Source organism: Dethiosulfovibrio peptidovorans, assembly GCA_002748665.1.
In the GTDB taxonomy this organism is placed as follows: Bacteria; Synergistota; Synergistia; order Synergistales; family Dethiosulfovibrionaceae; genus Dethiosulfovibrio; species Dethiosulfovibrio peptidovorans_A.
The window spans coordinates 71,851-96,543 of sequence record PDTB01000020.1 but is presented as its reverse complement, the minus strand read 5'-3'; the positions used below and the strand labels follow the sequence as shown (position 1 = coordinate 96,543).

The window sequence follows — 24,693 nt, the reverse complement described above, 5'->3', positions numbered from 1 at the left end:
CTGATCAGCCCGATAGCGATGGACTCAGGGCTTCGGTTTGCGATCCGTGAGGGCGGTCACACCGTGGGCGCTGGCGTCGTTACCGAAATACTAGAGTAAAAATCAACGAGCGTTTTGGTCCGCCCCTGCCGAAGGCGGGGGCGGACCGTCTTATCAGAAGGAGTGAGAGAACATGGCGGACCAGATCGGCCTTCAGTGTACAGATTGTAAACGACGAAATTACATCAGTTCAGTAAACAAGAAGAACATGAGCGGCAAACTTGAGCTGAGCAAATACTGTCGTTTTTGTAAGAAACATACCTTGCACAAAGAAACCAAGTAGTGTAGAATATATTCTTGTTGCAGGTCCGTAGCTCGAATTGGTAGAGCACCGGACTCCAAATCCGGGGGTTGAAGGTTCGAGTCCTTCCGGGCCTGCCATTCTTTATTTTTTGGATGAGATGATATGTTGCGATAGGGGGCCAGGATCATGCAGAAAGTCTTTGGTTTTCTTCGGGAGGCCCGAGCGGAGCTTAAAAAAGTGACTTGGCCTGGGAAACAGCAGGTCTGGTACTCCACCCTAGTCGTTATATTCGTAACCCTTTTGGTAGCTGTCTACCTCGGGATTGTCGACATCGCTTTGACCGGCATCTCCTCGAGGGTTATCGGATAGTCTTCTGCGATCAAATGTGGTGGGAGTCTCCGGTGTCTAAGAACAGGGAGGTTTAAGGGGGCCGAGCATCGGGTCCCTTTTTTATCATGGTGACCACGACTCAACGACAATGGTTCATCGTTCAGACCTATGCGGGATACGAGAACAAGGTGAAGGCGAATCTTGAACAGAGAATCGCCACCATGGGTATGGAGGACAGCATCTTCGATGTTCTCGTTCCTGTGGAGGATCGGATGGTCGTCAAAGACGGCAAATCCAAGAAGGTGACCAAAAAACTCTTTCCGAGCTACGTTCTCGTCGAAATGGTCATGGATGACCAGCCGTGGTATGTGGTTCGCCATACTCCCGGTGTGACCGGTTTCGTTGGTTCGGGGAATCACCCTATTCCCCTGACTCAACGGGAGGTCAGGGAGATTATGGATAAAATCGGCCGAGGTGGAGCCAAGAAGCAGGATCGTCCAACCTTCGAGATTGACTTCAAAAAGGGTGATGTCATCAAGGTGAAGGCTGGTCCTTTTGAGGGCGCCGTCGGTCCGATCATTGATATCCTGCCCGAAAAGGGCAAGGTCAAGTTCAGTGTATCGGTGTTTGGCCGAGAGACCATGGTGGAGATTGATTACACCGAACTTGAAAAACTGTAATATCCGTAAAAACAGCGAAGGGGTTTCTGTCGTAACCATCAACGAGAGGAGTTTTAGTGAATGGCGAAGAAAGTTATAGGGCAGATCAAGTTGCAGCTTCCAGCGGGAAAGGCGACGCCGGCGCCCCCCGTGGGGCCCGCTCTTGGTCAGCATGGCGTGAACATCATGGAGTTCTGCAAGCAGTTCAACGCCAAGACCGGAGATCAGCCGGGGATGATCATCCCCGCGGTGATAACCGTCTACGCAGATCGGAGTTTCTCTTTCGAGCTCAAGACTCCGCCAGCCAGCGTCCTTATCAAGAAGCTTGCTGGAGTTCCTAAGGGAGCAGGAGAGCCCAATAAGGTCAAGGTTGGCTCTCTCACCAAGGCCCAGCTCAAGGAGATTGCTGAGATCAAGAAACAGGATCTCAACGCGAACGATGTGGAGGCGGCCATGTGTATGATCGCAGGTACTGCCCGTTCTATGGGGATATCCGTAGTCGACTGACCTCGGTTCCCCTGTGGCAGGGATCCTTCAATCCCGATATGACCACGAAAAGAGGAGGATACAGATATGTCTAAGCAGGGAAAGCGTCACGCTGAGTTGTCCAAAAAGGTGGATGCTCAGCGCCAGTACAGCTTGGATGAGGCAGTAAGCCTGGTCCGAGAGAACGCGACGGCAAAGTTTGATGAGAGCATTGAGGTTCATCTCCGACTCGGCGTCGACCCCCGGCATGCGGATCAGCAGGTTCGGAGCACCGTGGTTCTTCCCCATGGTACCGGCAAGACCAAGCAGGTGCTGGTTATCACCACCGGAGAGAAGGGGCAGGAGGCTCAGGAGGCCGGTGCTGACTTTGTTGGCGGAGAGGATATGATCCAAAAGATCCAGGGCGGTTGGCTGGACTTCGACGCTGTTGTGGCGACACCCGATGCCATGAAGCTTATCGGACGTCTCGGAAAGGTCTTGGGGCCTCGAGGACTCATGCCCAGCGCCAAGGCCGGCACAGTCACCCAGGATGTCGCCAACGCCGTAACGGAGATCAAGGCTGGTAAGGTAGAGTTCCGAGTGGACAAGTACGGTATTGTTCACAATGCCATCGGTAAGGCCAGTTTTTCCCGGGAGCAGATTCTGGACAACCTCAAGGCCTTTTACTCGGCTATCCTCAAAGCTCGTCCTGCTGCGGCCAAGGGAACTTACGTCAAAAGCTTCGCCGTGAGCTCTACAATGGGTGCCGGTATCAAGATCGACCCCTCCGCTGCCCAGAAAGATGTGGCCGAGTAGAGTTCTCGACCCAATATACCGGGTATAGTTTCCGGAAAGGAACCAAAGACAGCGGGTTCTCCTCAGCAGGAGAATAATGCTTTGTCCCCCGCCGAGGTTCGGAGGCACTCGTCTGTGCGTTTATGTGCATGAACGTCAAGCTCCCGATCCCCTGGTGGAATGGGAGCTTTTTTACTTTAAACGAAAGAAGGAGGTGAAAGTATGCCCGCATCGATAAAATACGAGCTGGTTGATGAACTTAAGACCAAACTTGACGGAGCAGAGGCCGTTTTTGTGTGTGAGTATCGAGGACTGACCGTGGCTCAGGCCACTGAGATTCGACGTCTGGTTCGAGAAGCTGGCGGAGAGATCAAGGTCGCTAAGAATACCTTGGTTCGGATTGCCATGAAAGACGTTGGAATGGCGGTATCCCAAGAGCTTACCGTGGGGCCAAACGCCTATGTTATCGCTCCTCAGGATAGCCCCGCTGTAGCGAAAGCCCTTAAGGAGTTCGCAAAAAAGAAGGAGAACAAGGCCTTGCTTATCAAGGGTGGGGTCATGGGCACCGACATTCTGTCTTTGGATCAAGTTATGGCTCTGGCCGACCTACCCTCTAGGGATCAGCTCATTGCTCAGGTCGTGGGAACCATGGCCGGTCCCCTTCGTGGCTTGGTCACGGTGCTTTCCGGTCCCAGTCGTGGTTTGGTAACGTGCTTGTCGCAATTAGCGGAGAAAAAGGGCGCAGCATAGCCTGTTCATATCTCGGTGGTTTTCCGGGGTACATATTTATATTTTTTAGGGAGGATGAATGTAATGAACCGTGAAGATATCATAAAAGCAATCGAGGAAATGTCTGTTTTGGAGCTCTCCGAGCTCGTCAAGGAGCTTGAGGATAAGTTTGGTGTCTCCGCCGCTGCTCCTGCGATGATGATGGCTGCTCCCGTGGCCGGGGGAGCTGCCGCTGGAGGTGAGGAAGAGAAGACCGAGTTCAACGTGGTTCTTAAGGAAGCTGGAGCCCAGAAGATCAAGGTGATCAAGGTTGTTCGGGAGATCACCGGACTTGGCCTGAAGGAAGCCAAGGAGCTTGTCGATAATCCGGGTAAGCCCGTTAAAGAGGGGGTCTCCAAGGAAGAAGCCGAGGCCATCAAGAAGCAGCTTGAGGAAGTCGGCGCTGGAGTGGAGTTGTCCTAATAAAAATACGGACATATATACAGTAAGAGGACATCGTCTCAAGACGGTGTCCTCTTTTTTTGAGATACTCTTTATATTTGACTTTTTTTTTCTGCGTGCTATTATCTTGATAAGGTAAATTCGATTTTAAAAAGATGAGCAATGCAGAAGGGGATTCTCGAGAGAAAAAACAAATGCAGGGGGAGGTCTTTCGAATGAAAGAAATACGAGCCGCTGTGGATGCCTTTTGGCTGGATCTTAAGAAGGGGTGTAATAACCTTATCGACTGTGCCCAGCTTCAGGAACAGAGGGAGAAAAAGTCTCCTCTCTATCTTCTTGATATCAGAAAGCCGGAGGACTACGCCGAGGATCATATCGAAGGTGCGGTGAACATCCCTTGGGCCGACGTCGGAGATGTTCTGGACGAACTTCCGAAAGACAAGAAGATCATCGTGATATGCTATTCCGGTCAGACTGCCGGTCAGACTGTGGCCCTTCTGAAACTTTTGGGCTTCGACTGCTGTTCTCTTAAGGGCGGAATGAGTTGTGATGCGGTGCATCTGCCTTTAGTTTCTTCGTGTTCTTCCTGAACGTAATTGATGCCTCCTTTGGTAAAGGGGGAGTGTGAAAGGTCCCAACTCACATGTTGGGACCTTTTTTGTTCTATCTCTGCATTGGGCGAGAGTTCCAAATTCTAGAGATGTTTTCGGATCTACAATCCTCTGTACAGGATAACTAACAGGGCCACCGGAATGACGTATGCCACCAAGGGTTTCCACCAGGAAGCGACGCGGATTAATCCGGTAGCGCCGATGTTACACTCCTTTTGGTAGTTATCGAATTTCCAGACGAACGTCAGATAGAGAGCGACCAGCAGGGCATCTACGGGCATCATAATATCTCCAGACAGATGGTCGGCGAAATCGAAAATGCTCCTGCCCATGATCTTGTAGGAGCTCCAGGTGCTTTCTGGACTCAGGGAAAGAATGGAGGGGATACCCAACAAGAACATCAACGCCAGCACCGTCCAGGTCGATTTCTTTCGACTGATGTTGAAGTACTCGGCGAAACTGGCAGCTGGCGCCTCCAGATAGCCTATGCCCGAGGTAAAACCGGCCAGTGCGGCCAGGAAGAAAAACAGAGTGCCCCAGAAATGACCACCTGGCATTTTGCCAAAGATGATCGGCAGGGTTTCAAAAACCAACCCGAAGCCTCTGGAAGTCGGATCCATGCCGTAGCAGAAGAGAGCAGGAAAGATCACGAGCCCTGCAACGATAGCAAATCCAGTATCCATGGAGACGACCCAGCAGCTGTCCACCGGGATGTTACTGTCCGGTTTCAGGTAGGAACCATAGACAATTGCTGTCGAAATGCCGATTCCAATGGAAAAGAACGCCTGTCCCAGCGCTGCGAGGACGGCATGGCCTGTAATCTTGCTGAAGTCCGGCGTGAGGTACCATTTCAGTCCCTCCAAGGCGCTCTTAGCGCCTGCTACCTGAGGAGTCATGGTAAGCGAGCGTATCGCTAGCACCACCAGCATGATACCCAGGATTGGAAGCATAAACTTACAGGCCCGCTCCACGCCGTTTCTCAGTCCCTGGGTAACGGTAATGCCCAGAGTTGCGACGACGAAGAGTGTGTACGCTGCCATCTGTATCGGGTTCTTCATAAAATCCTGGAACAGGACCTTGGTCCCCTCAGGGCTGATACCACCGAAGGCACCTGATATAGCCTTGACCGCGTAGGCGAACATCCATCCAACGATGACCATGTAGTAGGACATCAGGACGACGCAGGCAAGGCAACCTACCCATCCGATGATCGACCAAGGGGTACCCTTGTCACCTGCCAGCTTTCTCATTCCGACGATGGGAGTTAGTTTGCTCTTGCGTCCCAGCCCCACTTCGGCGATGAAGAGCGGTATACCGATCAGGATGCATATCGCCACGTATATCAGCAGAAATGCACCACCTCCGTAGGTTCCTACAAGATATGGAAAACGCCAGATGTTCCCCAAACCAATTGAAAATCCGGCTGCTGCAAGGATAAAACCGATACGGCTTCCCCAATTCTCGCGCTGTTTCGACATGTTGTTCCCACCTTTCCCTTTTAAATTCCCACACTGGATGTGTCTTTTGAGTACACAGCCGTGTGGCAGAACTCCTCAATAAACAGGTATATTACTGCCAGCATCCGCAACATGAAGAACGTTATGTGGTAAAAGCAGTCGATGAGGATTCCTACTACTTTACTAGATTATACAAGTACGGGAGCCTGCTTTCCATGCCTCACTAGGCTCCTTGAACAATAAAAGAGCGTATATTGGTATCTTTTTCCCTACATGATCTGGTTGGTCAGATTCTGAGTTCTGTTCGGTATTTTGTCGAATAGATTGGAAATCAGTTGTGCATGGGTAACGAACGTACCAAACTGAGCAAAGTACAGCGAGTTTCTGTCTCTTGTGGGGTGGTGCGGTTATAATAGTCTCGTTTCTTTTGAGAAGGAGGTGATTCCATGATCGTGGATACTCATGTTCACGTGTATCCTGATGAGCTTCGTAAGGATCAGGAGAATATATCGAAACGAGAGCCTCATTTCGATCTTCTCACTCATAACAAAGTTCATAAATGGGGAACAGCGGAAGAACTGATCGCTCAGATGGAGCGGGACGGGGTGGATCAGAGCTGGATATTTGGTTTTGCGTTCAAGGATATTGGGCTGTGTCGTCTGTGTAACGACTATGTGATAGAGGCTGTTAAAAGGTGGCCTGATCGCTTCAAGGGTTTAGCCGTGGTTCCACCGAGGGATCCGGGGATGGAAGCGGAGGTCGCCCGATGTCACGATGCTGGCCTTGTAGGTGTGGGCGAACTCTTTCCCCAGGGGCAGGATCTGGCCTTGGGAGAACGTTGCCAGACGAAGAGTTTCGTAGGTGTCTGTGGAGAGCGGAATATGATCCTGGTGATCCACACAGCCGAGCCTGTTGGACATGAGTACGACGGTAAGGGAGACGTCGGGCCGAAGGAGGCTGCTCAGTTTTGCATGAACCATCCCGAGGCCAAGGTTGTCTTCGCCCATTGGGGCGGAGGACTCTGGCTTTATGAAGCTATGCCCGAGATGAGGCGTATTTTAGCCAACGCCCGATACGATACGGCGGCGTGGCCCTGGCTTTATGGAGGTTCGTTCCTGGCCGCTGCGGCCGCAGTTGGAGTCGGGCATAAGATTCTTTATGGGTCTGACTGGCCTATTTTGACATATCCTCGCTATGAAAAACGCCTGGCCGAAGCTGGGATACCCGAATCGGTCATATCGGCTGTGCTTTCGGAGAACGCCCTGGCCTTTATGGCCCCATAGGGAAGAGTTGTTCCCTGAGCTTTCGGCTTCCGGCGGGGAGAGCCGTTTGCCTCAATTCCTCAGTTGTGACCCAGCGTTGGTTTATCTCGTTCAAAGACGGTACGTCCATCTCGGCCTGGTACCCTGAGAGGGTGACCGTCCACTTGGTGAAACTGTGACGTACGCTCGCCACGGGTTTTTTCTCAAGACGGATCGACGGCCATAAAACCCCGAGTTCTCGCTGAAGGGCCTGAGCGTGGGTTTCACGGTCCTGTATCATGGTCCACGGAAATTCCCAAAGTCCGGCCCATAGGCCTTGATTGGCACGACGACGAAGAAAGATCTTGTCTTTGTGTACGATCACCACTGCTGCCGCGTCGGCGACGATTCTGACGTTTTTTGTCTTGCCCACAGGACGTTGGGCGACGGTCCCTCTTTGGAGAGAAAGGCAATGATCTGAGAGCAAGCATTTGTTGCATCGGGGCTTGGGGGTACAGATAGAGGCTCCGAATTCCATCACGGCCTGGTTGATCGCTCTCGGGGATCGTCGGTGTAGAAACTCGGTGGCCCATCGGCGGATGCTCCTGTCTCCCTCGCCTCTGTCCGTGGGGAGGTTTAGGTCGCCGAGGCGGGCAAAAACCCGACGGACGTTGCCATCGACAGCCACCACCGGTTCTTGGTAGGCGATACTCAGTATCGCTCCTGCGGTATAGGGGCCCACGCCTGGCAGTGCGGTCAACACGTCTCTGTCGCCTGGAACTGTGTCGTACCCGTGGGAACGGAGCCATTCTGCGGCTTTTCGGAGGTTTTTGGCTCTGGAGTAATAGCCCAGCCCCTCCCAGAGTCGGAGAACATCCTCCTCTCGTGATCGGGCCAATGTCTCAAGGGTGGGGTATTCTTCCATCCAACGGAGATAGTAGGGAACGACCCGGTCCATCTGGGTTTGTTGGAGCATGCTCTCGGAGATCCACACCTGGTACGGGGTGTAGTCCCGACGCCAGGGAAGATCTCTCTGATTCGTCTTGAACCACCGAAGCAGGGTGTTGGCGATAAGGTCGGCAGAGGTGTGCATGTTTTTTATAAAAACTCCTTTGTTTTGGGGAAATAGTAGGGTCCCCGGATTTGTGGAGGTGGTGTGTTCGATGAGTCAGCTTTCGGTTCCCCGGACGATACTCGGGGTATTAGGCGGTTTGGGGCCGGCGGCTTCCGCTGAGTTTCTGCGGCTTTTGGCTGTCATGGCACCAGCAGGACGAGATCAGGAACATCCTGTGACGTACGTGTACTCCAACCCGCAGATTCCTGATCGGAGTGCTGCCGTTTTGGGAATTGGTCCCAGTCCTGAGCCCTTTCTCCGGGATGGGTTGGAGACCTTGGTGAGCTGGGGTGCCGGACTTTTGGCCGTTCCATGCAACACCGCTCACATCTTCATAGATCGCTTCCGGGACAAACTTAAGGTCCCCTTGGTTCACATCGTGGAGGCCACGGTGGAACGGGCCATGGAGACGGATGACTCGGGAGCGTGGCTTTTGGCTACCGAGGGGACTGTCCAGAGCGGTCTGTATCAGTCTGTGGCCCGAGAGCAGGGGTACGAGCTTCGGTTTCCGCCAGATGAGGCGGTTCAGGCCATCTCCCGGTCCATCTCTCTGGTGAAGGCCGGTGATGTGAAGGCCGCCGCAGTGCTACTGGCACCGGTCATTCAGGAACTTTGGTCCAGTGCCGATCTGCCCGTGATCGGAGCCTGTACAGAGCTGCCCTTGGCCTACGCTGTCTCGAGTCTTCCTTCTGCTGGCATGATCTCCAGTTTGGAGGCCCTGGCGGGGAAGTGTGTACAGGAGCTTTATGGCTGCCGGGGCTAATTTGTACCATTATACTCTGTCTGAGTCGTTCAATTCCTTCTCGGGAGCCCTTGAGTGTACCTGTACGGAACACTGTCAGGAATTGCAGGGCAGGAGCGAAAAAACAACGGCTTGACCCTGGTCATGTCTCCTCTTATTGCTTGAGGCCCTCCGTTTCAAAAGAGTACAGGAGCTACTGTTCACATAAGTCTCATGATATTATGGATATAAAGGATACGAAAGGAGGCTGTTTACGATGCTCTATCGAGAGCTGACCGACGAGGAAAAAGAAGTCATTGTCCACGGAGGAACGGAGCCTCCCTTTGTCGGTGTATACTGTAACGTGTTCGAGACCGGCGTCTATCGTTGTCGGCGGTGTCTGCTGCCTCTATATCTCTCGGAGCATAAGTTTCCCTGTCCTTGTGGTTGGCCTGCCTTTGACGACGAAGTCCCTGGGGCGGTCCGTCGGGTTAGCGATGCCGATGGTAAGCGGACGGAGATCCGATGCGCTCGGTGTGATGGTCATCTGGGGCACGTTTTTGAAAAAGAGCGGCTGACAATGAAAAATATCCGTCACTGCGTGAACTCCCTATCCCTCTCATTTATTCCTCGATCCGTCCTCTGTCGGGCGCTCCTGGCTGGCGGATGTTTCTGGGGAGTACAGCATCTCCTTAAAGATCTGGACGGTGTTTTGGAGACCAGTTGTGGCTACTGTGGTGGAATCGTGGATTTTCCCACGTACGAGCAGGTCTGCTCCGGTCAAACCGGCCATCTGGAGACGGTTGAGGTGTGGTTCCACCCTGAAGAAATATCATACGAAGCTCTGATACGGGCTTTTTTTGAAATTCACGATCCCACCCAGAAAGGCCGACAAGGGCCGGATATCGGCCAGCAATACGAGTCGGCGGTGTTCGTCATGGATGAGGAGCAAAGACGGATTGTTGAAGAGCTCCTGAAGGCCTTAAAAAACTTGGGCCTTCAGCCGGTAACCCAGGTTCGGGAACCTTCCCGATTCTGGATGGCCGAACCTCTTCATCAGCATTACTATACCAGAACCGGCGGGGCTCCTTACTGCCATCGCCGGGTGTCTCGCTTCTGACGTATGGAACGCTGGACAGAGACCTTCCGCCTTCGTATCTACGAGGTGGGGCCCAGCGGCCAGGCGACAGCGGTCACCATGATGAACCTCTTTCAGGATGCGGCCAGCCACCACGCCGAGAGCTTTGACATGGGCTATGCTCAGCTTTTTCCTCGGGATCTGGGGTGGGTTCTGACGAAGTTTCGGCTTACGGTGGATCGGTATCCTCGATATGGCGAGACTGTGACGCTCCAGACCTGGCCCAGGGCCCCACGGAGAATCTTTGCCTACAGGGATGTGGCTTTCTTTGTGGAGGACGAACTCATCGCTGTAGGAACCAGTGTCTGGTGTCTTCTGGATCTCTCCGCAAGAAGAGCAATCTCCCTCAACAGAGTGTTTAAGAGCTTCCCCTCTCGGGACGAGCAGCTCTATCCTGACGAGATCCCCAGCATTCCAAACCTTGATGTCGCTTGGTGGCGCTGGAGTACAGTCGCCAGAAACTCCGAACTGGACCTGAACGGCCATGTAAACAACACCGTCTATCTGGGATGGGCCCTTGAGTGCCTCTCTGGGGAGAGGTGTCCTGTTGGCATGCCCAAAGACTTACTCTTTTCCTTTCGGAAGGAGGTTGCCCGGGGAGATTCGGTCACGTCTTTAGCAGGGCTTCTGGGGCAGAACATCACGGTACACCGTCTGGAAAATGGCCAGGGTGACGAGGTTGCACGGATCTCCATGCGTTGGGAGTGATCCTTAGGGGTTGCCAAGAGTCTGAATTTTGGATCGGTGTTGTCGGAGTTTATCGGCTGTGTAGAGAGCTAAAGCTATCCAGATAGCTCCGAATGTCACTAGCTGGGGCTCCGTAAAGGTCTCTTTGTATACCCAATAGCCCAGGATAAACTGGATTGACGGGGCAATGTATTGAAGGAGCCCTGTGGTGACCATGCTGAGAGCTCGAGCCCCTTGGACAAACCACAGAAGGGGAACTGAGGTCACGACGCCAGATCCAGCAAGAAACAGGCTGGTTCTGAGTCCGCCACCTATGAATGTGCCCTGACCGTGAGTTTCTGTCCAGATCAAAAAAGCTCCGGCAGGCACAGCGAGAAAGGACGTTTCTACGAAGAGACCGGGTAGAGACTCGACAGCCACGATCTTTCGAATGCATCCGTACACAGTGAAAGAACACGCTAAGCCCAGGCCGATCCAAGGAACTTGTCCCTGAAGGAGCACTTGGTACAGAACTCCAGCTGTTGCAATCCCTACGGAGAACCACTGGGCTGGTCGGAGCTTATCCTGAAAAAACAGGGCACCAAGACAGACGTACATCAGTGGGTTGATGAAATACCCCAGACTGCATTGAAGAACATAGCCGTGATTGACCGACCAGATGTAGATCAGCCAGTTACAGCCAATCACCATCCCGCTGAGGAGAAGAAGCCATCGGGATTTTCTGTTTTTCAGGGCCTCTCGAACCAGACCCCATTGCCGAGAGCCGCCCAGTAAAGCGGCGGTTACCAGGAGGGCCCAGATGATCCTGTGACAAAGTATCTCGTACGCCGGAACGTGGGCTATCTGTCTCCAGTATATGGGAAGTAAACCCCACAGAACAACCGCAACGGTGGCGGCTATTCCTCCTTTGTATGCTGTATCCATGAGACACAATCCTTTCTGTCGAAATATTGTTCCTGCACCCACCTGCGGTCTTGGATGACGAGGCTCTGCAACAGGGCCTTCGTACAGCCACTGTGTTATATGGAAAACCCGGAGAGCTCCCATCATGACCTACTTGGGTGCTACAATTCTGTATTGATGTGTCGTATGCCCAATTATACGACACAGACCGTAACGTCGGCGAGGCTGCCTATTTTTTTATATGTCGCTTCGAGAAGGAGACGTCTAAATTGAACGTAACAGTGCTATATGGTGTTTTGTGCATAGCCGTATTGGCCTTGACGAGTGCTTTTTTTTCGTCTTCAGAAATATCCTTGGCGGCCTCCAGGAGAACGAAACTTCGATGCCGGGCAGATAAAGGAGATCCTCGAGCCAGACGTGTTCTCTCCTTTCAGGAGCAGCCTGGTTTATTTTTTACCACAGTTCAGATCGGGTTGAACGCTGTAGCTATCCTGGCCGGTATCGTGGGGGACTCCTGCCTGGCTCCTGTGGTTTACGGACTTTTGCCTGAGAGTATGTCTCCCGTCTTGCGAGGGGAGCTTGCCTCGGCGATCCCCTTTGTGGGGGTAACCCTCTTCTTCGTCCTCTTTGCCGACCTCATTCCCAAACGTATTGCCATGGCGGTTCCGGAGTCAGTTTCTCTTTGGACTATCAACGGAATGGGGTGGGTTATCCAGCTATGTAAACCCCTGGCAAAAATCTTTGATGTCTTGAGCATCGTCATATGCCGCGTGCTGGGGCTACCCGAAAATCGCCAGGAAGATATCACCTCCGATGATCTGTATGCTGTGATGGAGGCAGGAACCGTTGCTGGCCTTCTGAGAAAGCAGGAGAAGGCCCTGATCGACAACGTATTCGAGCTGGATATCCGCACTGTCCCCTCGGCCATGACCGTCAGGGAGAATGTGGTGTACTTTGAGCTCCGAGAAAGCGAGTCCAGTATAAAGCAAAAGATCGCCGCCGCCCCTCACTCCACGTACCTGGTTTGCGACAAGGGGATCGACAACATCGTGGGATGTGTGGCATCCAAGGAATTGCTTGAGAGGGTGCTCAAGGGCGAGAGCTTGCTTTTGGACAGCGGAATAGAAGTTGAGCCGCCTTTGATAATGCCCGATTCCCTGACTCTTGCCGAGGCTATGGATCAGTTCAAGGGGCGGGGGGAGAGCCTGGCCGTGGTGCTCAACGAATATGCTCTGGTCGTGGGTATCATCACCTTGCAGGATATAATGCTCATGCTCATGGGGACTCTTGTGGGAGAGGAAGAGCAGATTATCAAGCGGGACGACTCTTCCTGGCTTCTGGAAGGTGCTACCCCTATCGACGATATGATGAGAGTGCTTGAGATAAAAGAGATGCCTCATGCCGAGCACTACGAAACCGTCGGCGGTTTTCTGATGTACATGCTGCGCTGCATCCCTCACAGAACCGACTTCGTCGTTCACGATGGGTACAAGTTCGAGGTGGTGGACATCGACAACTACAAGATCGACCAGGTCTTGGTGACGAAGGTCACGCAGCATATGGAAGGGGAGTTTGGGGACGGGGGAGTTTCGTAATATTGGGAACAAACAATGCGTTTGAACGGACAAAGGGCCTCACGTACGCTGGGTGAGGCCCTTTGTCCGTATCTGGCTGGTGTCGATAGAATGCAATGTCCCGGAGTATGAGCCCTTCATGACAGGGAGACTCGGATGTAGGTTTTTAGAGGTGCCCTACAGAGCTCTTGTCATCGTGGCCCCAGGAGCCTTGTCAGAAAATCGTCCAGAGCCGGGACGTATGTGGAGATGGACATCATAAAGCTGTCGTTGTGTCCTCCCTTGATCTCTACAAAGGATTTCTCCCCCATCACGGCATCGTAGAGCTTTTGCCCCTCCCGGAAGGGGACGATCTCATCGTCGGGGCTGTGGATACACAGGGTTGGAATGTCCAACTCTCGTGCCGCTGAAAGGGAATCCCAGGGGTTCCCCAGGGCCGTCCGAAGGAGGGGGGCGATCAGACCGATGGGCAGGAGCCCGAACGGCGAAGCAAAAGTGGATTCCAGGATAATGCCCTTGGGGGCGACGCTTTTGGTTAGCTCCAAGGCTATGGCACCTCCCAGAGATCGGCCGAAAAGCACGATCTCATCAGGAGAGATTTTTTGATCGTACACCAGCCAATCCCATGCGGCTTTTGCGTCTACTGCGAGTCCTTTCACGCTGCTAGATCCCTGGCTTCGTCCATATCCTCGATAGTCGAAGATCAGTACGGAGAGTCCCAGATCATGAAAAATCCCGATAGATTCCAGTCGATGCCCTATGTTGCCAGCGTTTCCGTGGCAGAAAAGCACAACTCCTCGGGATGGCTCGACTGGGATATACCAACCGTGAAGCTGAATGCCGTCTTTGGTCATAAAGGGTACATCCTGGTAGGCCAGACCTACAGTCGTGGGCGTACAGCGAAGCTCTCGGTCAGGGTGAAATGCCAGGAACGGAAAGAGCAATCGCACTACCGCCAAAAAGATCAGGGACAGACACAGGAGAAATGCCGTTATCTTAGACAGAAAACCAAGCATGATCTCATACTTCCTTTATGGGTGCTACACTTCTACATTGATGTTCACATTCTCATTATACGATAACGCACACATTGTCGGCAAGAATACTAGATTTTTCCTTAAGAAGGTCTTTCTTTCGGGGGTGACATGCTCTTTATGTGCGGTGCCTCTGCGGGGGTTTACATATTCTCTTTTTGCGTGTATAATTCTTTATCATGTCAGATCATTAGCATGCTTAGGGAGGTGTCTTCATGACGGTTATTCGTGTGAGTGCTTCAGATTTATCCGAGAAGGAACGGGAAGATTTTCTCGAGCAGGTCGCTGTGCTCGCATCCAATGTGACAGGTCGTCCGAGAGGAGACCTGGCGGTGTGCTTCCATGAGTGTTGCTGCGATCAACCCAGACACTGAGGAGCCTTGCCATCATCTCATAGAGGTACTGGCGATTTACTAAGAGACGAACTCTCATTTTGAGAGGTCGTCTCTTTTTCGTTTTTCTGCTAGAGTTCCCTTGAGGAGGTGGCATTATGGATCATAAGGAGTTGTACCGTGCGTACGATCCACTGCCCTACTACAGGGAACGGGGCTGGGTGATCGGTGGGGGAAGCATCGGAGGCAAGGGAAAGGGCTTGGCCTTTGCGCATGAATCTCTTATGGAAGACTGTCTTTGTGAGGAAGTCTCCCTTCCCGAGAGGACGGTTGCTCTGAGCACCGAGGTCTTTGAGGAGTTTGCCGCTTGTCATGATCTGGAGGATCGTTCTCTCGAGGTGTCCTTCGATGAGCTTCATGCGTATATCATGTCGCTTCCTCTGCCGTCGTCAATTCTGACCGATATTGAGAATCACGGTGCCTCCGTTGGACTCCCTCTGGCGATTCGCTCTTCGTCATTGCTGGAGGACGATATCGAGCTGTCCTTTGCGGGAAAATATGCGACGTGTTTTGTCGCTAACGGGGTTGACCGATCAGTTGCTCACCGGGATCTGGAAAAGGCGATCAAGACAGTTTTTGCCTCTACGTATCATCCGGCAGCCTTGGAGTATCAACGAAAACACGGTATTCCTCGAGGTACCGAGAAAATGGCTGTTTTAATTCAGCCCCTTCAGGGACGTCAGAGAGGAAATTGCTTTTACCCTGAATTGGCCGTCACGGCCTTTTCCTGTGTGTTTCGTCGGCCATCCCCCCGGATCAACAAGAACGACGGAGTGATGCGTCTGTGTTTTGGCTTGGGAACCCGCGCTGTGGATCGCTCCTTTGCACGAACCTTTTACCTGACCAATCCGTCACTCCGTCCAGAGGGGACGAACGGTGAACAGATCTACCTCTATGCTCAGAAAGAGTTTGATTACGTGGATCTGGCTCAAGGACGGCTCGTGACGGCGTCTTTGACGCAAGCTTTGCCCTATATCCAAAAGCGTCATCGTATGGCTTCGGCTTTTGTTGAGTGGTATGACGACGGCATGCTCTACTGGCTTCATACCGACTTGTCCAACCTTCGGATGCCTATGCCATGTTTTACCTTTTCGGATTTGCCTCGGCGCTGTCGTGGGTTATTTGTCCGGATGAAGCGGATACTCTCGTTTTTTGAGGGAGCGATGGGATTCCCCGTTGATGTGGAGGCTGTCTATGAATCGGAGAACGATGTCCTCACCTTGATTCAGCTTCGTCCCCTGGCGTCATATGTGGAGTTTGGAAGGGTGGGTATCCCGAAGGATATTCCACCACATCGTGTGATGCTTCGGGGTAACCGAATGGTGACCAACCATGTTCTTAAGGGAATATCCACTATTGTGTACGTCGATCCCGATGAATACAGCGAAAGTCAGGATTTTGCAGCTGTTGCACGGGCGGTGGGTGCTTTGAACAGAGTTTTGGAGGGAAAGAAATACATTCTTGTTGGCCCGGGGCGATGGGGAAGTTCCAACCCTGCTTTGGGAGTCCCTGTGGACTACAGCGAGATATCCAACTGCGGATGTATGGTTGAGGTGGGTATCCCGAAGCGTGGGATGATCCCTGAGCTGTCGTATGGAACACATTTTTTCTTGGATCTGGATGTGGACGATATTCTTTATCTCCCGGTGATAGATGGCGAGCAGGATAATGTCTTTCATAGAGAGTGGTTCGACGGGCATCCTTATGAGAGTGGGGGGCATTCGGCGGTTCGGGTGTACCATGGATGCTTCGACGTGTATTTAAACGGCGACGGCGAAGAAGGTGTCGTTTTTGAAACCGGCGAAGGAGAGGTGGTCCAGGCATGATGATGGACAGAGACGAACAGGTACAGCGATATTTTGCCTGGGAGCCTCGGGACGATCCTGAATTTGCTCCCATGATTCTGGGCGAGGGGTCGATCGGTGGAAAAGGACGATCCCTTCTGTACGGTATTCGCGCACTTCGGGACTCAAAGGATCCCGAGCTTGTCGAGACCACCATGCCTCGGGCTTTGTTTTTTGGGAGTGACCTTTTTGATCGGTTTGTGGCATCCCTGCCAGGGAGAGAGAGACTTATCAGCTCTGCTTCCCCTGAGGAGCTGGAGGCGGCCTTTTTGGCCCATCGTCTTCCCGATGCTGTAGTTCAAAGGGTGACGACCTTTTTGGTCGATGTGACCGACCCTGTTGTCGTTCGCAGCAGTAGTATCCAGGAGGATTCATTGAAATATTCTTTCGCGGGTAAGTATCTCAGCGATTTTCTGGGCAACTACGGTCCTTTGAACCATCGGGTTGCGGCGGTCTGTCGAGAAATCCGTCGGATCTATTCACGGGTTTATTTTCCCAAGGCTATCTCCTACAGGGAGCGACATAGTATTGGCGACGACTCCATGGGCATTATCATCATGGCTATGTCGGGGAAATGGCGGGGGGATCTGTTCTACCCCACTATTGGCGGAGTGGGTTTTTCCCGAAATTATCGGAGGTGGACCAGTCGGGTAAATATGGAGGACGGGGTCGTCCGATTCGTCTTTGGTCTGGGGACTATGAGTACAAAACGTGAGTATGCCCGAACCTGTTCGTTGACTAACCCTTTCCTTCGGCCGGAGGGGCAGGATCCCTATACGGTGTTGCGTCACTCACAGGAGCGGTTTCAGGCTATTTCTCGAGCTCGATTTGACGAGGCCTCGAAGGACCGACCCGATACGTTGGTGACTGTGAACGTCAACGATGTCTGGGATCAGATTTTTCCATGCTATAGGGAGGAAGTCTCCCAGTATGCGCAGATGTACCGGGGTGATGAGGGGGGAGGATACTTTACTTCCCCTAACGCCTCGCCGTCAGATGACCGGGTGAGCCGGATATGCTTCACCTTTGAGGATTTCCCTAAGAGGCACCGTCGGTTTTTTGAACGGATGCGTCGAACTTTGGCGGTTTTGGAGGAGGCCATGGGTGTCCCGGCGGATGTTGAGTTTGCCTACGAGCCTCGAGATAATCATCTGGAGCTCATTCAGGCTCGTCCCCTCTGGGCCGGGAGTGGCGTGTTGACGAGCTCCCTGGAGGCTGTGAACCAAGACAGAGTTATACTCAGGGCGGATCGTATGGTGACCAACGGGTCGTTTCGAGACGTTCGTAACCTGGTGTATGTGGATCATGCAGTCTACACCGGAGCCCCCGATCCCGGACTCATCGCCCGATCTGTTGGGATGGTGAACGATCGCCTCAAGGGTGAGCGATTTATCTTTGTTGCACCGGGCCGGATCGGCTCCAGCAATCCCATGCTGGGTGTACCGGTGCAGTATAATGAACTTTCCCGATGCTGTTGTATGGTGGAAGTGGGGATCCCCAGAATGGGCTACATGCCGGAGTTGTCCTATGGGACTCATTTTTTCTCAGACCTTGAGGTGGACGGGGTACTCTATATGCCGGTGTTTCAGGGATACCAGAACAATCTGTTCAGGCAGGAATGGTTCGACAGCATCGCATATGAGCCAGGGTCTCATCCGGCCATTCGGATCTATCGAGGTCGTTTCACTGTCTTTACCAGCGCTGAGCGGAACTTGGGGCTCGTCGTGGCGGAGTAAAAAAGAGAGTTCTTCTTTCTCTCCTTATCTACTGGGAGTCTTGTTATTGTTATAGAATGTGATATAATACACTTCGTTCAAGATACACAGGTGCTGCGTATTCCTCGGTAGCTCAGTCGGCAGAGCGGGTGGCTGTTAACCACTAGGTCGCAGGTTCGAGTCCTGCCCGGGGAGCCAGATCATTTTAATCACTCCTGCTGTTCTCTGGGAGTGATTTTTTGTGTCTTCGATGTTTTGAAATTCTCCTCTCGTACTTCGATAGTTCGGCGATTAGAGGAGAACTAACTCAAGGGAATCTCTAAAAGTACACTTTTTGACTGTGGATCAGGAGTTAAATATGTATAAACTATGTGAAATATAGGTAAGAACCTATCTCACTTTTCAACATCCTGTATTTTCCCCGTTTTTAGAGATGCCCTCAAGAAAAAGGAGGGATCTTGATGAACGCTAAGCTCGTCTCGGTGGCCGGCGCATGGTTTTGGCGTATGCCTGAGGGAACGTTCCTCAGAGCTCGGAACGACAGTGTTCCATGGGCTATTTTGATCAAAACCCCTGAGGGGATCAAACCGCTTTGTCGGTAGATTCTTCGGAACAATGAAAAAAGTAAAAGCTTGATCTTCTGATCGGGCTTTTGCTTTTTAGGATATCCGAAAGAAGTTCTCAAACTCGTGCATAGTGAGAGAAATGTATATCGTAGAGGAAATCATCGGCGTGTTGAGCAAGATATGTTATACTGCTAAAGCATTGTTTTTATAACATTGGAGGGTAGAACTTATGGCGTCTGTCCTTGTCGTTGATAGCAATCTTGGGGATCGGAAGAGTGTAATTCACTCCTTGACGTCTTTGGGGTATTCGGTGGAAACAGCGGAATCCGGTGAGGAGGCGCTATATCGCTTCGGCGATGGAGAGTATAACCTTGTGCTGTTAGGTGACTTGATCTCTGAGATTTCGCGTATGGAGGTTCTCCAGGAGATCACTCGTCGATCTCAACAAACTCCGGTGATCGTGGTCGTTCACGCCGATGAGGACGACTTTGTAGAGCAGGCTCTCGAAAAAGGAGCGTGGGGATGGCTGATCAAGCCTGATATCGAAGAACGCTGGATTCGGCATCTCGCGAAGCAGGCTTTGGCCTGGGCTTCTCTTCAGAGGGACAATCAAAAGTATCGTTATCGTATGGAGCGATTAGTGGAGTCCCATACCAAGGAGATCTCTCAGGCTCTACAGATGCGGTGCTCTGATCATGAACATATTGACGGGCTTACGGGGTTGCCCAACAGAATTTTGTTTCTGGATCTCCTTTCGTTGGCTATTAAAAAAGCCAAAAAAGAGAATGAGATGATGAGTTTGTTCCTCTGTGATATTGATCATTTCACATCTCTCAACGTTTCTCTGGGGTATTCGGTCGGCAACCATATTTTGATTGCCGTGGCGAAAAGACTCTCGTCCCTGGTGACTGATGGTGCTTCTGTAGCTCGGATCGGCAGTGACTCGTTCGCTCTGATAGTACCGGGGGATTTGGGGCGACCCGGTTTGTTCATGATGGCAGAACAGATCGAAGACATGTTTGCCGGGAAGATCTCTGTGGGGGAGCATCGTGTTGATCTGTCGCTGAGTTGTGGCGTGGCTGTCTATCCTGACGACAGCAAGGATGATGACGAGATTTTCTCCAACGCCGAGGTGGCCCTTCAGTCCGCTAAGGTCGCCGGGAAGGGAGCGTTTCGGCTCTTTTCACAGGCCCTGTCGTCGGAGCATAAAAGTTACTTTCAGGTCAGTCCGCACATTCAAGAAGCTCTTGAGCAAGAGGAATTCGAACTTCATTATCAGCCCACGGTCTACACGGACACGGGGGAGATCGGTGGTATGGAGGCTCTTGTTCGGTGGCGATCTTCCCGTTTGGGACGTCTCGTTATGCCTGATGAGTTTATCTCTGTCGCAGAGGATACGGGGGTGATCACAGCATTGGGCGAATGGGTTCTTCGCAAAGCGTGTTCTCAGGTTCTCCATTGGCTTGATGAATTTCCCAACCTGCGACTCTCGGTGAATATATCAGCTCGGCAGTTCAGCGATCCCGCCCTGGTAGCCAAGGTAGAGCATGTGCTGAACCAGACGGGTTTTCCAGCTTCGTGTCTCGATCTGGAGTTGACGGAAAATGCCCTGATTCGTACGGAGGATCGGGCGGTTGAGCTTTTAACTCAGCTGGTAGACCAGGGAATCGGGATTTCTATCGATGACTTTGGCACAGGATATTCTTCCATGACCTATCTCAAACAATTCCCCGTTCGTAGATTAAAAATGGACAAATCTTTCGTTTCGGGGCTTCCTGAAGCCACTCGAGATCGTGCTATTGCTGAGGCTGTCGTAAATTTAGGACATGCTCTGGGGAAGGAGGTTGTCGCCGAAGGCGTCGACTCAGTTGCACAGTGGTCCTATCTGAAAACTTTAGGGTGTGATGTGCTTCAGGGGTTTTTATTCAGTCGGCCGATTCCGCCCGATGCTTTTGAAGCCTTGTTACGCAAAGGGTCTTTCTCAGAATCCTCCTTTTAGCCTTCTTTTGACACGACATTGCCTTGATGATAAAATAAGGCTTAATGGGCGAACTTGATCGCTAAGTTTCGCCCCTTTTTTGTGGGGGGGCAATCCCGTTTGTCGAGCTATCTTCTCCTTTTCGGATGAAGACGGGCTAAACAAGGAGGTTTACCATGAAATCCAACCGTTTTTTTCTCGTATTTCTCTGTTGCCTATCTCTTCTGTTCACGAATTGTCTGTCTGCTGATGCTGTGTCGTCATCAATCAAGCTGGGAGACTTCAGCTGGGACAGCGTGCAGCTTCACAATCGGATTGTCGGGTTTATCCTGAAGCACGGTCTTGGGATGGATGTCCAGTACGAGTTCGCCGAGACCATGCCTCTGCTTATGGGAATGGCTCGAGGAAATGTGGACGCCACCATGGAGATCTGGTCGGATAACATCAAGGAGACCTGGAGCGAGATGACCGCCAAGGGTAAGGTTCTGGACCTTGGGCCCACCTATCCCGATGCAGTCCAGGGGTGGTACGTGCCGGCCTACGTGGTGAAGGGCGACCCCGAACGGGGCATCAAGCCTATGGCCCCTGATCTGAAATCCGTTCAGGATTTGAAAAAATATAAGGACCTCTTCGTGCCCAAGTCGGGAGGAGAACCGGGCAAGGGACGGTTTTATAATGGTCCCACCGGCTGGGTGACCTACTCGGTCAACGAGGCCAAGCTGAAAGCCTACGGTCTGGACCCCCTGTATGAGAACTTCAGCGCCGGATCGTCCGCTGCTCTGGCGACAGCGATCTTCTCGGCGTACGAGAAGGGCGATCCGATTCTTACCTATTATTGGGAACCCACGCCTCTCATGGGGATGTTGGACATGTATAAGCTGGAGGAGCCTCCCTATGAGCACGCCAGATGGGACGATGAAAGCTATGATTGCTCCTTCCCCCCGTCCCGGGTCCACATCGGGATCTCGACAAAACTGTGCATCAAGTCACCCGAGGCTGTCACCATCCTGGCTAATTACACGTCCACCCTGGAACAGACTAACGCGGCGCTGGCGTACATGAAAGAGAAAAACGCCTCTCTTGAAGCGGCAGCGGTGTGGTTCCTTCGTGCCTACCCAGAGCAGTGGCATCGCTGCTTCCCCATCGCCAACGATCCAAGGATCGGAAAGGTCAAAGCTGCTTTGGATAAGCAGCCTTAAAGAACTTTCGAAAAGGGAGAGGACAGGCGAGATCTCGCTTGTCCTCTCTTTCGTAATTCGTATTCCTGTCTGATTTGCTGTTTGCAGAAATCTAAGGGGGAGGTTCTCTATGGTAAAGCGGGGGTTTGACTCGGAGGAGTACCTCAGACAGCAGACCGAGGCCATCCTAAAACGGATGGAGCAGTTCGACAACAAATTGTACATCGAGTTTGGTGGTAAGCTGATGTTTGATTATCATGCTGCCCGAATCCTTCCAGGCTTCGATCCGAACGTGAAGATTCGCCTTCTTGAACGATTCAGGGAGAAGCTTGAGGTGCTGATCTGTCTGTATGCTGGTGATATCGAACGGAAGAAGGTCCGGGCTGATTTTGGCATCACCTACGATGTCGATGTCCTGAAGATCATCGACGACCTGACAGATAGAGGCATCGCCATCGGTGCCGTGGTCATCACCCGATTCGACAATCAGCCGGCGGCGGTCATGTTTAAGAACAAGCTGGAGCGTCGGGGTATGAAGGTCTATCTTCACGGTGCTACCAAGGGGTATCCCACCGATGTCGATGTCATCGTAAGCCCCGAGGGCTATGGTGCCAATCCCTACATTCAGACGGATTGTCCCATCGTCGTGGTCACGGCTCCCGGACCATGCAGCGGCAAGTTGGCCACATGCCTCTCTCAGCTCTACCACGAGCATCAGAGAGGAATTCGGGCAGGCTACGCCAAGTTCGAGACATTTCCGGTGTGGAACATGCCCCTGAAACATCCGGTCAACGTGGCGTACGAGGCGGCCACCGCCGATATCGGCGACGTCAACCTCATCGACCACTTTCACCTCGAAGCCTACGACGAAAAGACGGTGAACTACAACCGTGATCTGGAGGCCTTTCCCCTCCTTCGTCGGATTCTGGAGAAAATTACGGGGGAAAGTTCCCTGTATCGTTCACCCACGGACATGGGGGTGAATCGAGTGTTTTTCGGCATCGTGGACGACGAGGTCGTCAGAGATGCGTCGATCCAGGAGGTCATCCGTCGGTACTTTCGGTACTCTTGCGACTATCTTTCGGGATCTGTCGAGGAGGAGGCGGTTCAGAGGGTGGCACTGCTCATGGAGGAACTGGGTGTTCGTCCAGAGGATCGTCGAGTGGTCCTCCCTGCCAGACAGACGGCTATAGATGCGAAGAAAAAAGGTAAAGGCGCTGATGGCGTCTGTTCCGGTGCGGCACTTGAGCTTGCCGATGGTCGGATCGTTACGGGGAAAAACTCCCCTCTTTTTCATGCAGCGTCCAGCTTGGTGCTGAACGGTATCAAGGTTTTGGCAGGTATCCCCGATGCTATCGACCTGCTGTCTGTTAACGTGATTGAGTCGTTGGGACATCTGAAAAAAGATGTATTAGGCGAGCGAATGCTTGGGCTTGACCTGGAGGAGACCATGGCGGCTCTGAGCATCTGTGCAACGACGAACCCGGTTGCTGCCGAGGCGGTGGAGAAGCTTCGAGAACTGCGGAACTGTGAGGTACACCTCTCCCATATCCCCTCGCCCGGTGACGAGACGGCGTTTCGAAAGCTGGGTGTCAACCTCACCAGCGACCCCGGATTTGCCTCACGATCTCTTTTTGAGGCGTGATTTCAAGAAAAAAGCGGCAGGCCCAAAATGGTCTGCCGCTTTTTTATGTTTCTCAGAGCCGAAGGATGGTCGCACCCCAAGAGTATCCCACGCCAAAACCACAGAGCAGGACGATGGCTCCTGGGTGAAGCCGACCGTTATCCATTGCTCTTCGAAGAGCCAGGGGAATGGAGGAACTCACTGTATTGCCCGTCTTTGCCACATCGACGATAAACTTGTTCTCAGGGATGTTCAGCTCGTGACGAAGTTTCTGGAGCATCATGTCCGTCGCCTGGTGAAAGACGAATAAATCAACCTCGTCTATGGTCAGGCTATTGAGTTTCAGGCACTCGTCGATTACTGGAGGGACCTCGCGGAGAGCGAAGGCGAATACTTCCGGGCCGTTCATATACAGATCCTCGGGAGTTCTGGAGTTGCCGTATCGGTTTGTGTAGATTTCTTTTGTAGCTTGGGAGCAGCGCTGAGCTGCGCCTCCGGCTGGGATGATGAGATTCTGACTGCCTGATCCATCCGTACCAAGGACAAAGTGTCCGATCTGTCCGAAATTTCCTGTCTCGTCACTGTTGATGAGGGAAGCTGTAAAGCAGTCGCCGAAGATGGTACGGGTACTTTTATCTTTGGGGTGTATGTAGTGGCTCAGGACGTCGCCGGTCAGGAAGAGGACTCTTCTCGCCATCGTCGATTGGATCATGGCCGAGGCGAGGTGGAGACCATAGATATATCCTGAACAGCCCAGGGATATGTCAAAGGCGCCACAATCGTTGGGAAGTCCAAGGTTATGATGGACGAGGCAGGCTGTGGCGGGGAGCAGATAATCGGGTGTCTCGGTGCAGAGCATCAGCATGTCAATCGATGATCGGTCGATACCGGTCTCTTGAAACAGTTTTTCCGCTGCCTTCGTGGCCAGGAAGGATGCTGTGTCGGTCTCTGATGCAACGGCCCGTTCCTCTACTCCTGTCTTTGATCGAATTTTTTTCTCGGTCCAGGTACCAAATTCCTCGATAAGGTCTTTGTTCGTGAGGCGCCGTTTTGGCAGATGGTAGAAAATATGACTCAGATATGGCTGGACGCCGTCGTTCATAGGTGATGCCTCCTCATTTCTTGGCTCTCTTGGGAGCAAGCTGAGGTGTATTATACGACGGATCGGGTAAAAATAAAAGCTGGTCTTATAACCACATGCGAAGCGTTGTTTG

Annotated in this window: 24 protein-coding genes and 2 tRNA genes; 21 read left to right on the top strand and 5 right to left on the bottom strand. The window is 52.4% G+C overall.

All coding sequences use genetic code 11. From position 1 onward, the window contains the following. The 10 genes from CSA35_05505 to CSA35_05460 form a co-directional block, all read left to right on the top strand. Positions 1–99 (top strand): hypothetical protein (locus tag CSA35_05505; GenBank protein PIE54620.1); only part of this gene is annotated, 99 nt, incomplete at its 5' end. 73 nt (positions 100–172) lie between these two features. Beyond that, positions 173–322: a 50S ribosomal protein L33 gene (gene rpmG / locus CSA35_05500; GenBank protein PIE54619.1), complete on the top strand. Its 150-nt coding sequence runs from the start codon at positions 173–175 to the stop codon at positions 320–322. A gap of 21 nt (positions 323–343) precedes the next feature. After that, positions 344–420: transfer RNA gene (locus CSA35_05495), tRNA-Trp, on the top strand. A 49-nt stretch (positions 421–469) separates the two neighbouring features. Then, positions 470–652 (top strand): preprotein translocase subunit SecE, encoded by a 183-nt coding sequence (locus CSA35_05490; GenBank protein PIE54618.1) that lies wholly within the window; start codon positions 470–472, stop codon positions 650–652. Positions 653–738: 86 nt separating this feature from the next. Next, positions 739–1,293 (top strand): transcription termination/antitermination factor NusG, encoded by a 555-nt coding sequence (gene nusG / locus CSA35_05485; protein ID PIE54617.1) that lies wholly within the window; start codon positions 739–741, stop codon positions 1,291–1,293. A gap of 60 nt (positions 1,294–1,353) precedes the next feature. After that, on the top strand, positions 1,354–1,779 hold the full coding sequence (gene rplK / locus CSA35_05480) for a 50S ribosomal protein L11 (GenBank protein ID PIE54616.1): 426 nt from the start codon (positions 1,354–1,356) through the stop codon (positions 1,777–1,779). A gap of 66 nt (positions 1,780–1,845) precedes the next feature. Next, positions 1,846–2,553, top strand: a complete 708-nt coding sequence (locus CSA35_05475) for a 50S ribosomal protein L1 (protein PIE54615.1) — start codon at positions 1,846–1,848, stop codon at positions 2,551–2,553. 201 nt (positions 2,554–2,754) lie between these two features. Beyond that, positions 2,755–3,282, top strand: coding sequence for a 50S ribosomal protein L10 (locus CSA35_05470; GenBank protein ID PIE54614.1), 528 nt, complete (start codon positions 2,755–2,757; stop codon positions 3,280–3,282). A 63-nt stretch (positions 3,283–3,345) separates the two neighbouring features. After that, positions 3,346–3,723 carry a 50S ribosomal protein L7/L12 gene (locus tag CSA35_05465; protein PIE54613.1) on the top strand — a complete coding sequence of 126 codons (378 nt, stop codon included), beginning with the start codon at positions 3,346–3,348 and terminating at the stop codon, positions 3,721–3,723. Positions 3,724–3,917: 194 nt separating this feature from the next. Next, complete coding sequence (locus CSA35_05460; GenBank protein PIE54630.1) at positions 3,918–4,292, top strand: sulfurtransferase; 375 nt, start codon at positions 3,918–3,920, stop codon at positions 4,290–4,292. A 122-nt stretch (positions 4,293–4,414) separates the two neighbouring features. On the opposite strand, the gene CSA35_05455 is transcribed toward CSA35_05460, so the two are convergent. Further along, entirely contained in the window at positions 4,415–5,791 is a 1,377-nt protein-coding gene (locus CSA35_05455) for a sodium-dependent transporter (GenBank protein PIE54612.1), read from the bottom strand. 425 nt (positions 5,792–6,216) lie between these two features. Between CSA35_05455 and CSA35_05450 the strand changes: the two genes are divergently transcribed. Then, a complete protein-coding gene (locus tag CSA35_05450) occupies positions 6,217–7,053 on the top strand; it encodes a metal-dependent hydrolase (protein ID PIE54611.1) in 837 nt (278 codons plus the stop codon). Here CSA35_05450 and mutY read toward each other — a convergent pair. Next, positions 7,040–8,104: an A/G-specific adenine glycosylase gene (mutY, locus tag CSA35_05445; GenBank protein PIE54610.1), complete on the bottom strand. Its 1,065-nt coding sequence runs from the start codon at positions 8,102–8,104 to the stop codon at positions 7,040–7,042. The genes CSA35_05450 and mutY overlap by 14 nt on opposite strands. 70 nt (positions 8,105–8,174) lie before the next feature. Between mutY and CSA35_05440 the strand changes: the two genes are divergently transcribed. From CSA35_05440 to CSA35_05430, 3 genes are all read left to right on the top strand, one after another. Next, the gene (locus CSA35_05440) at positions 8,175–8,888 is read left to right on the top strand and encodes an aspartate racemase (GenBank protein ID PIE54609.1); all 714 of its coding nucleotides are present in this window, start codon (positions 8,175–8,177) and stop codon (positions 8,886–8,888) included. 235 nt (positions 8,889–9,123) lie between these two features. Beyond that, positions 9,124–9,966 carry a peptide-methionine (S)-S-oxide reductase gene (gene msrA / locus CSA35_05435; GenBank protein PIE54608.1) on the top strand — a complete coding sequence of 281 codons (843 nt, stop codon included), beginning with the start codon at positions 9,124–9,126 and terminating at the stop codon, positions 9,964–9,966. A gap of 3 nt (positions 9,967–9,969) precedes the next feature. Next, the gene (locus CSA35_05430; protein ID PIE54607.1) at positions 9,970–10,692 is read left to right on the top strand and encodes a hypothetical protein; all 723 of its coding nucleotides are present in this window, start codon (positions 9,970–9,972) and stop codon (positions 10,690–10,692) included. 3 nt (positions 10,693–10,695) lie between these two features. Here the strand turns inward: CSA35_05430 and rarD are convergent, their stop codons facing one another. Continuing rightward, positions 10,696–11,595, bottom strand: coding sequence for a protein RarD (gene rarD / locus CSA35_05425; protein ID PIE54629.1), 900 nt, complete (start codon positions 11,593–11,595; stop codon positions 10,696–10,698). 260 nt (positions 11,596–11,855) lie between these two features. Here rarD and CSA35_05420 point away from each other — a divergent pair, with 260 nt between their 5' ends. Next, positions 11,856–13,169 carry a hypothetical protein gene (locus CSA35_05420; protein ID PIE54628.1) on the top strand — a complete coding sequence of 438 codons (1,314 nt, stop codon included), beginning with the start codon at positions 11,856–11,858 and terminating at the stop codon, positions 13,167–13,169. A 170-nt stretch (positions 13,170–13,339) separates the two neighbouring features. Here CSA35_05420 and CSA35_05415 read toward each other — a convergent pair whose 3' ends face one another. Then, positions 13,340–14,164 (bottom strand): alpha/beta hydrolase, encoded by an 825-nt coding sequence (locus tag CSA35_05415; GenBank protein ID PIE54606.1) that lies wholly within the window; start codon positions 14,162–14,164, stop codon positions 13,340–13,342. A gap of 508 nt (positions 14,165–14,672) precedes the next feature. On the opposite strand from CSA35_05415, the gene CSA35_05410 reads away from it, so the two are divergent. From CSA35_05410 to CSA35_05385, 6 genes are all read left to right on the top strand, one after another. After that, positions 14,673–16,400 (top strand): pyruvate, phosphate dikinase, encoded by a 1,728-nt coding sequence (locus CSA35_05410; GenBank protein ID PIE54605.1) that lies wholly within the window; start codon positions 14,673–14,675, stop codon positions 16,398–16,400. Beyond that, the gene (locus CSA35_05405; protein ID PIE54627.1) at positions 16,400–18,154 is read left to right on the top strand and encodes a pyruvate, phosphate dikinase; all 1,755 of its coding nucleotides are present in this window, start codon (positions 16,400–16,402) and stop codon (positions 18,152–18,154) included. Before CSA35_05410 ends, CSA35_05405 begins: the two co-directional genes overlap by 1 nt. 101 nt (positions 18,155–18,255) lie before the next feature. Beyond that, a tRNA-Asn gene (locus CSA35_05400) sits at positions 18,256–18,331 on the top strand. 597 nt (positions 18,332–18,928) lie between these two features. After that, positions 18,929–20,698, top strand: a complete 1,770-nt coding sequence (locus CSA35_05395; GenBank protein PIE54604.1) for a hypothetical protein — start codon at positions 18,929–18,931, stop codon at positions 20,696–20,698. A 155-nt stretch (positions 20,699–20,853) separates the two neighbouring features. Next, complete coding sequence (locus tag CSA35_05390; protein ID PIE54603.1) at positions 20,854–21,876, top strand: ABC transporter substrate-binding protein; 1,023 nt, start codon at positions 20,854–20,856, stop codon at positions 21,874–21,876. Positions 21,877–21,985: 109 nt separating this feature from the next. Further along, the gene (locus CSA35_05385) at positions 21,986–23,500 is read left to right on the top strand and encodes a hypothetical protein (GenBank protein PIE54602.1); all 1,515 of its coding nucleotides are present in this window, start codon (positions 21,986–21,988) and stop codon (positions 23,498–23,500) included. Positions 23,501–23,552: 52 nt separating this feature from the next. Here CSA35_05385 and CSA35_05380 read toward each other — a convergent pair whose 3' ends face one another. Beyond that, a complete protein-coding gene (locus CSA35_05380; GenBank protein ID PIE54601.1) occupies positions 23,553–24,581 on the bottom strand; it encodes a 3-oxoacyl-ACP synthase in 1,029 nt (342 codons plus the stop codon). Positions 24,582–24,693: the final 112 nt, after the last annotated feature.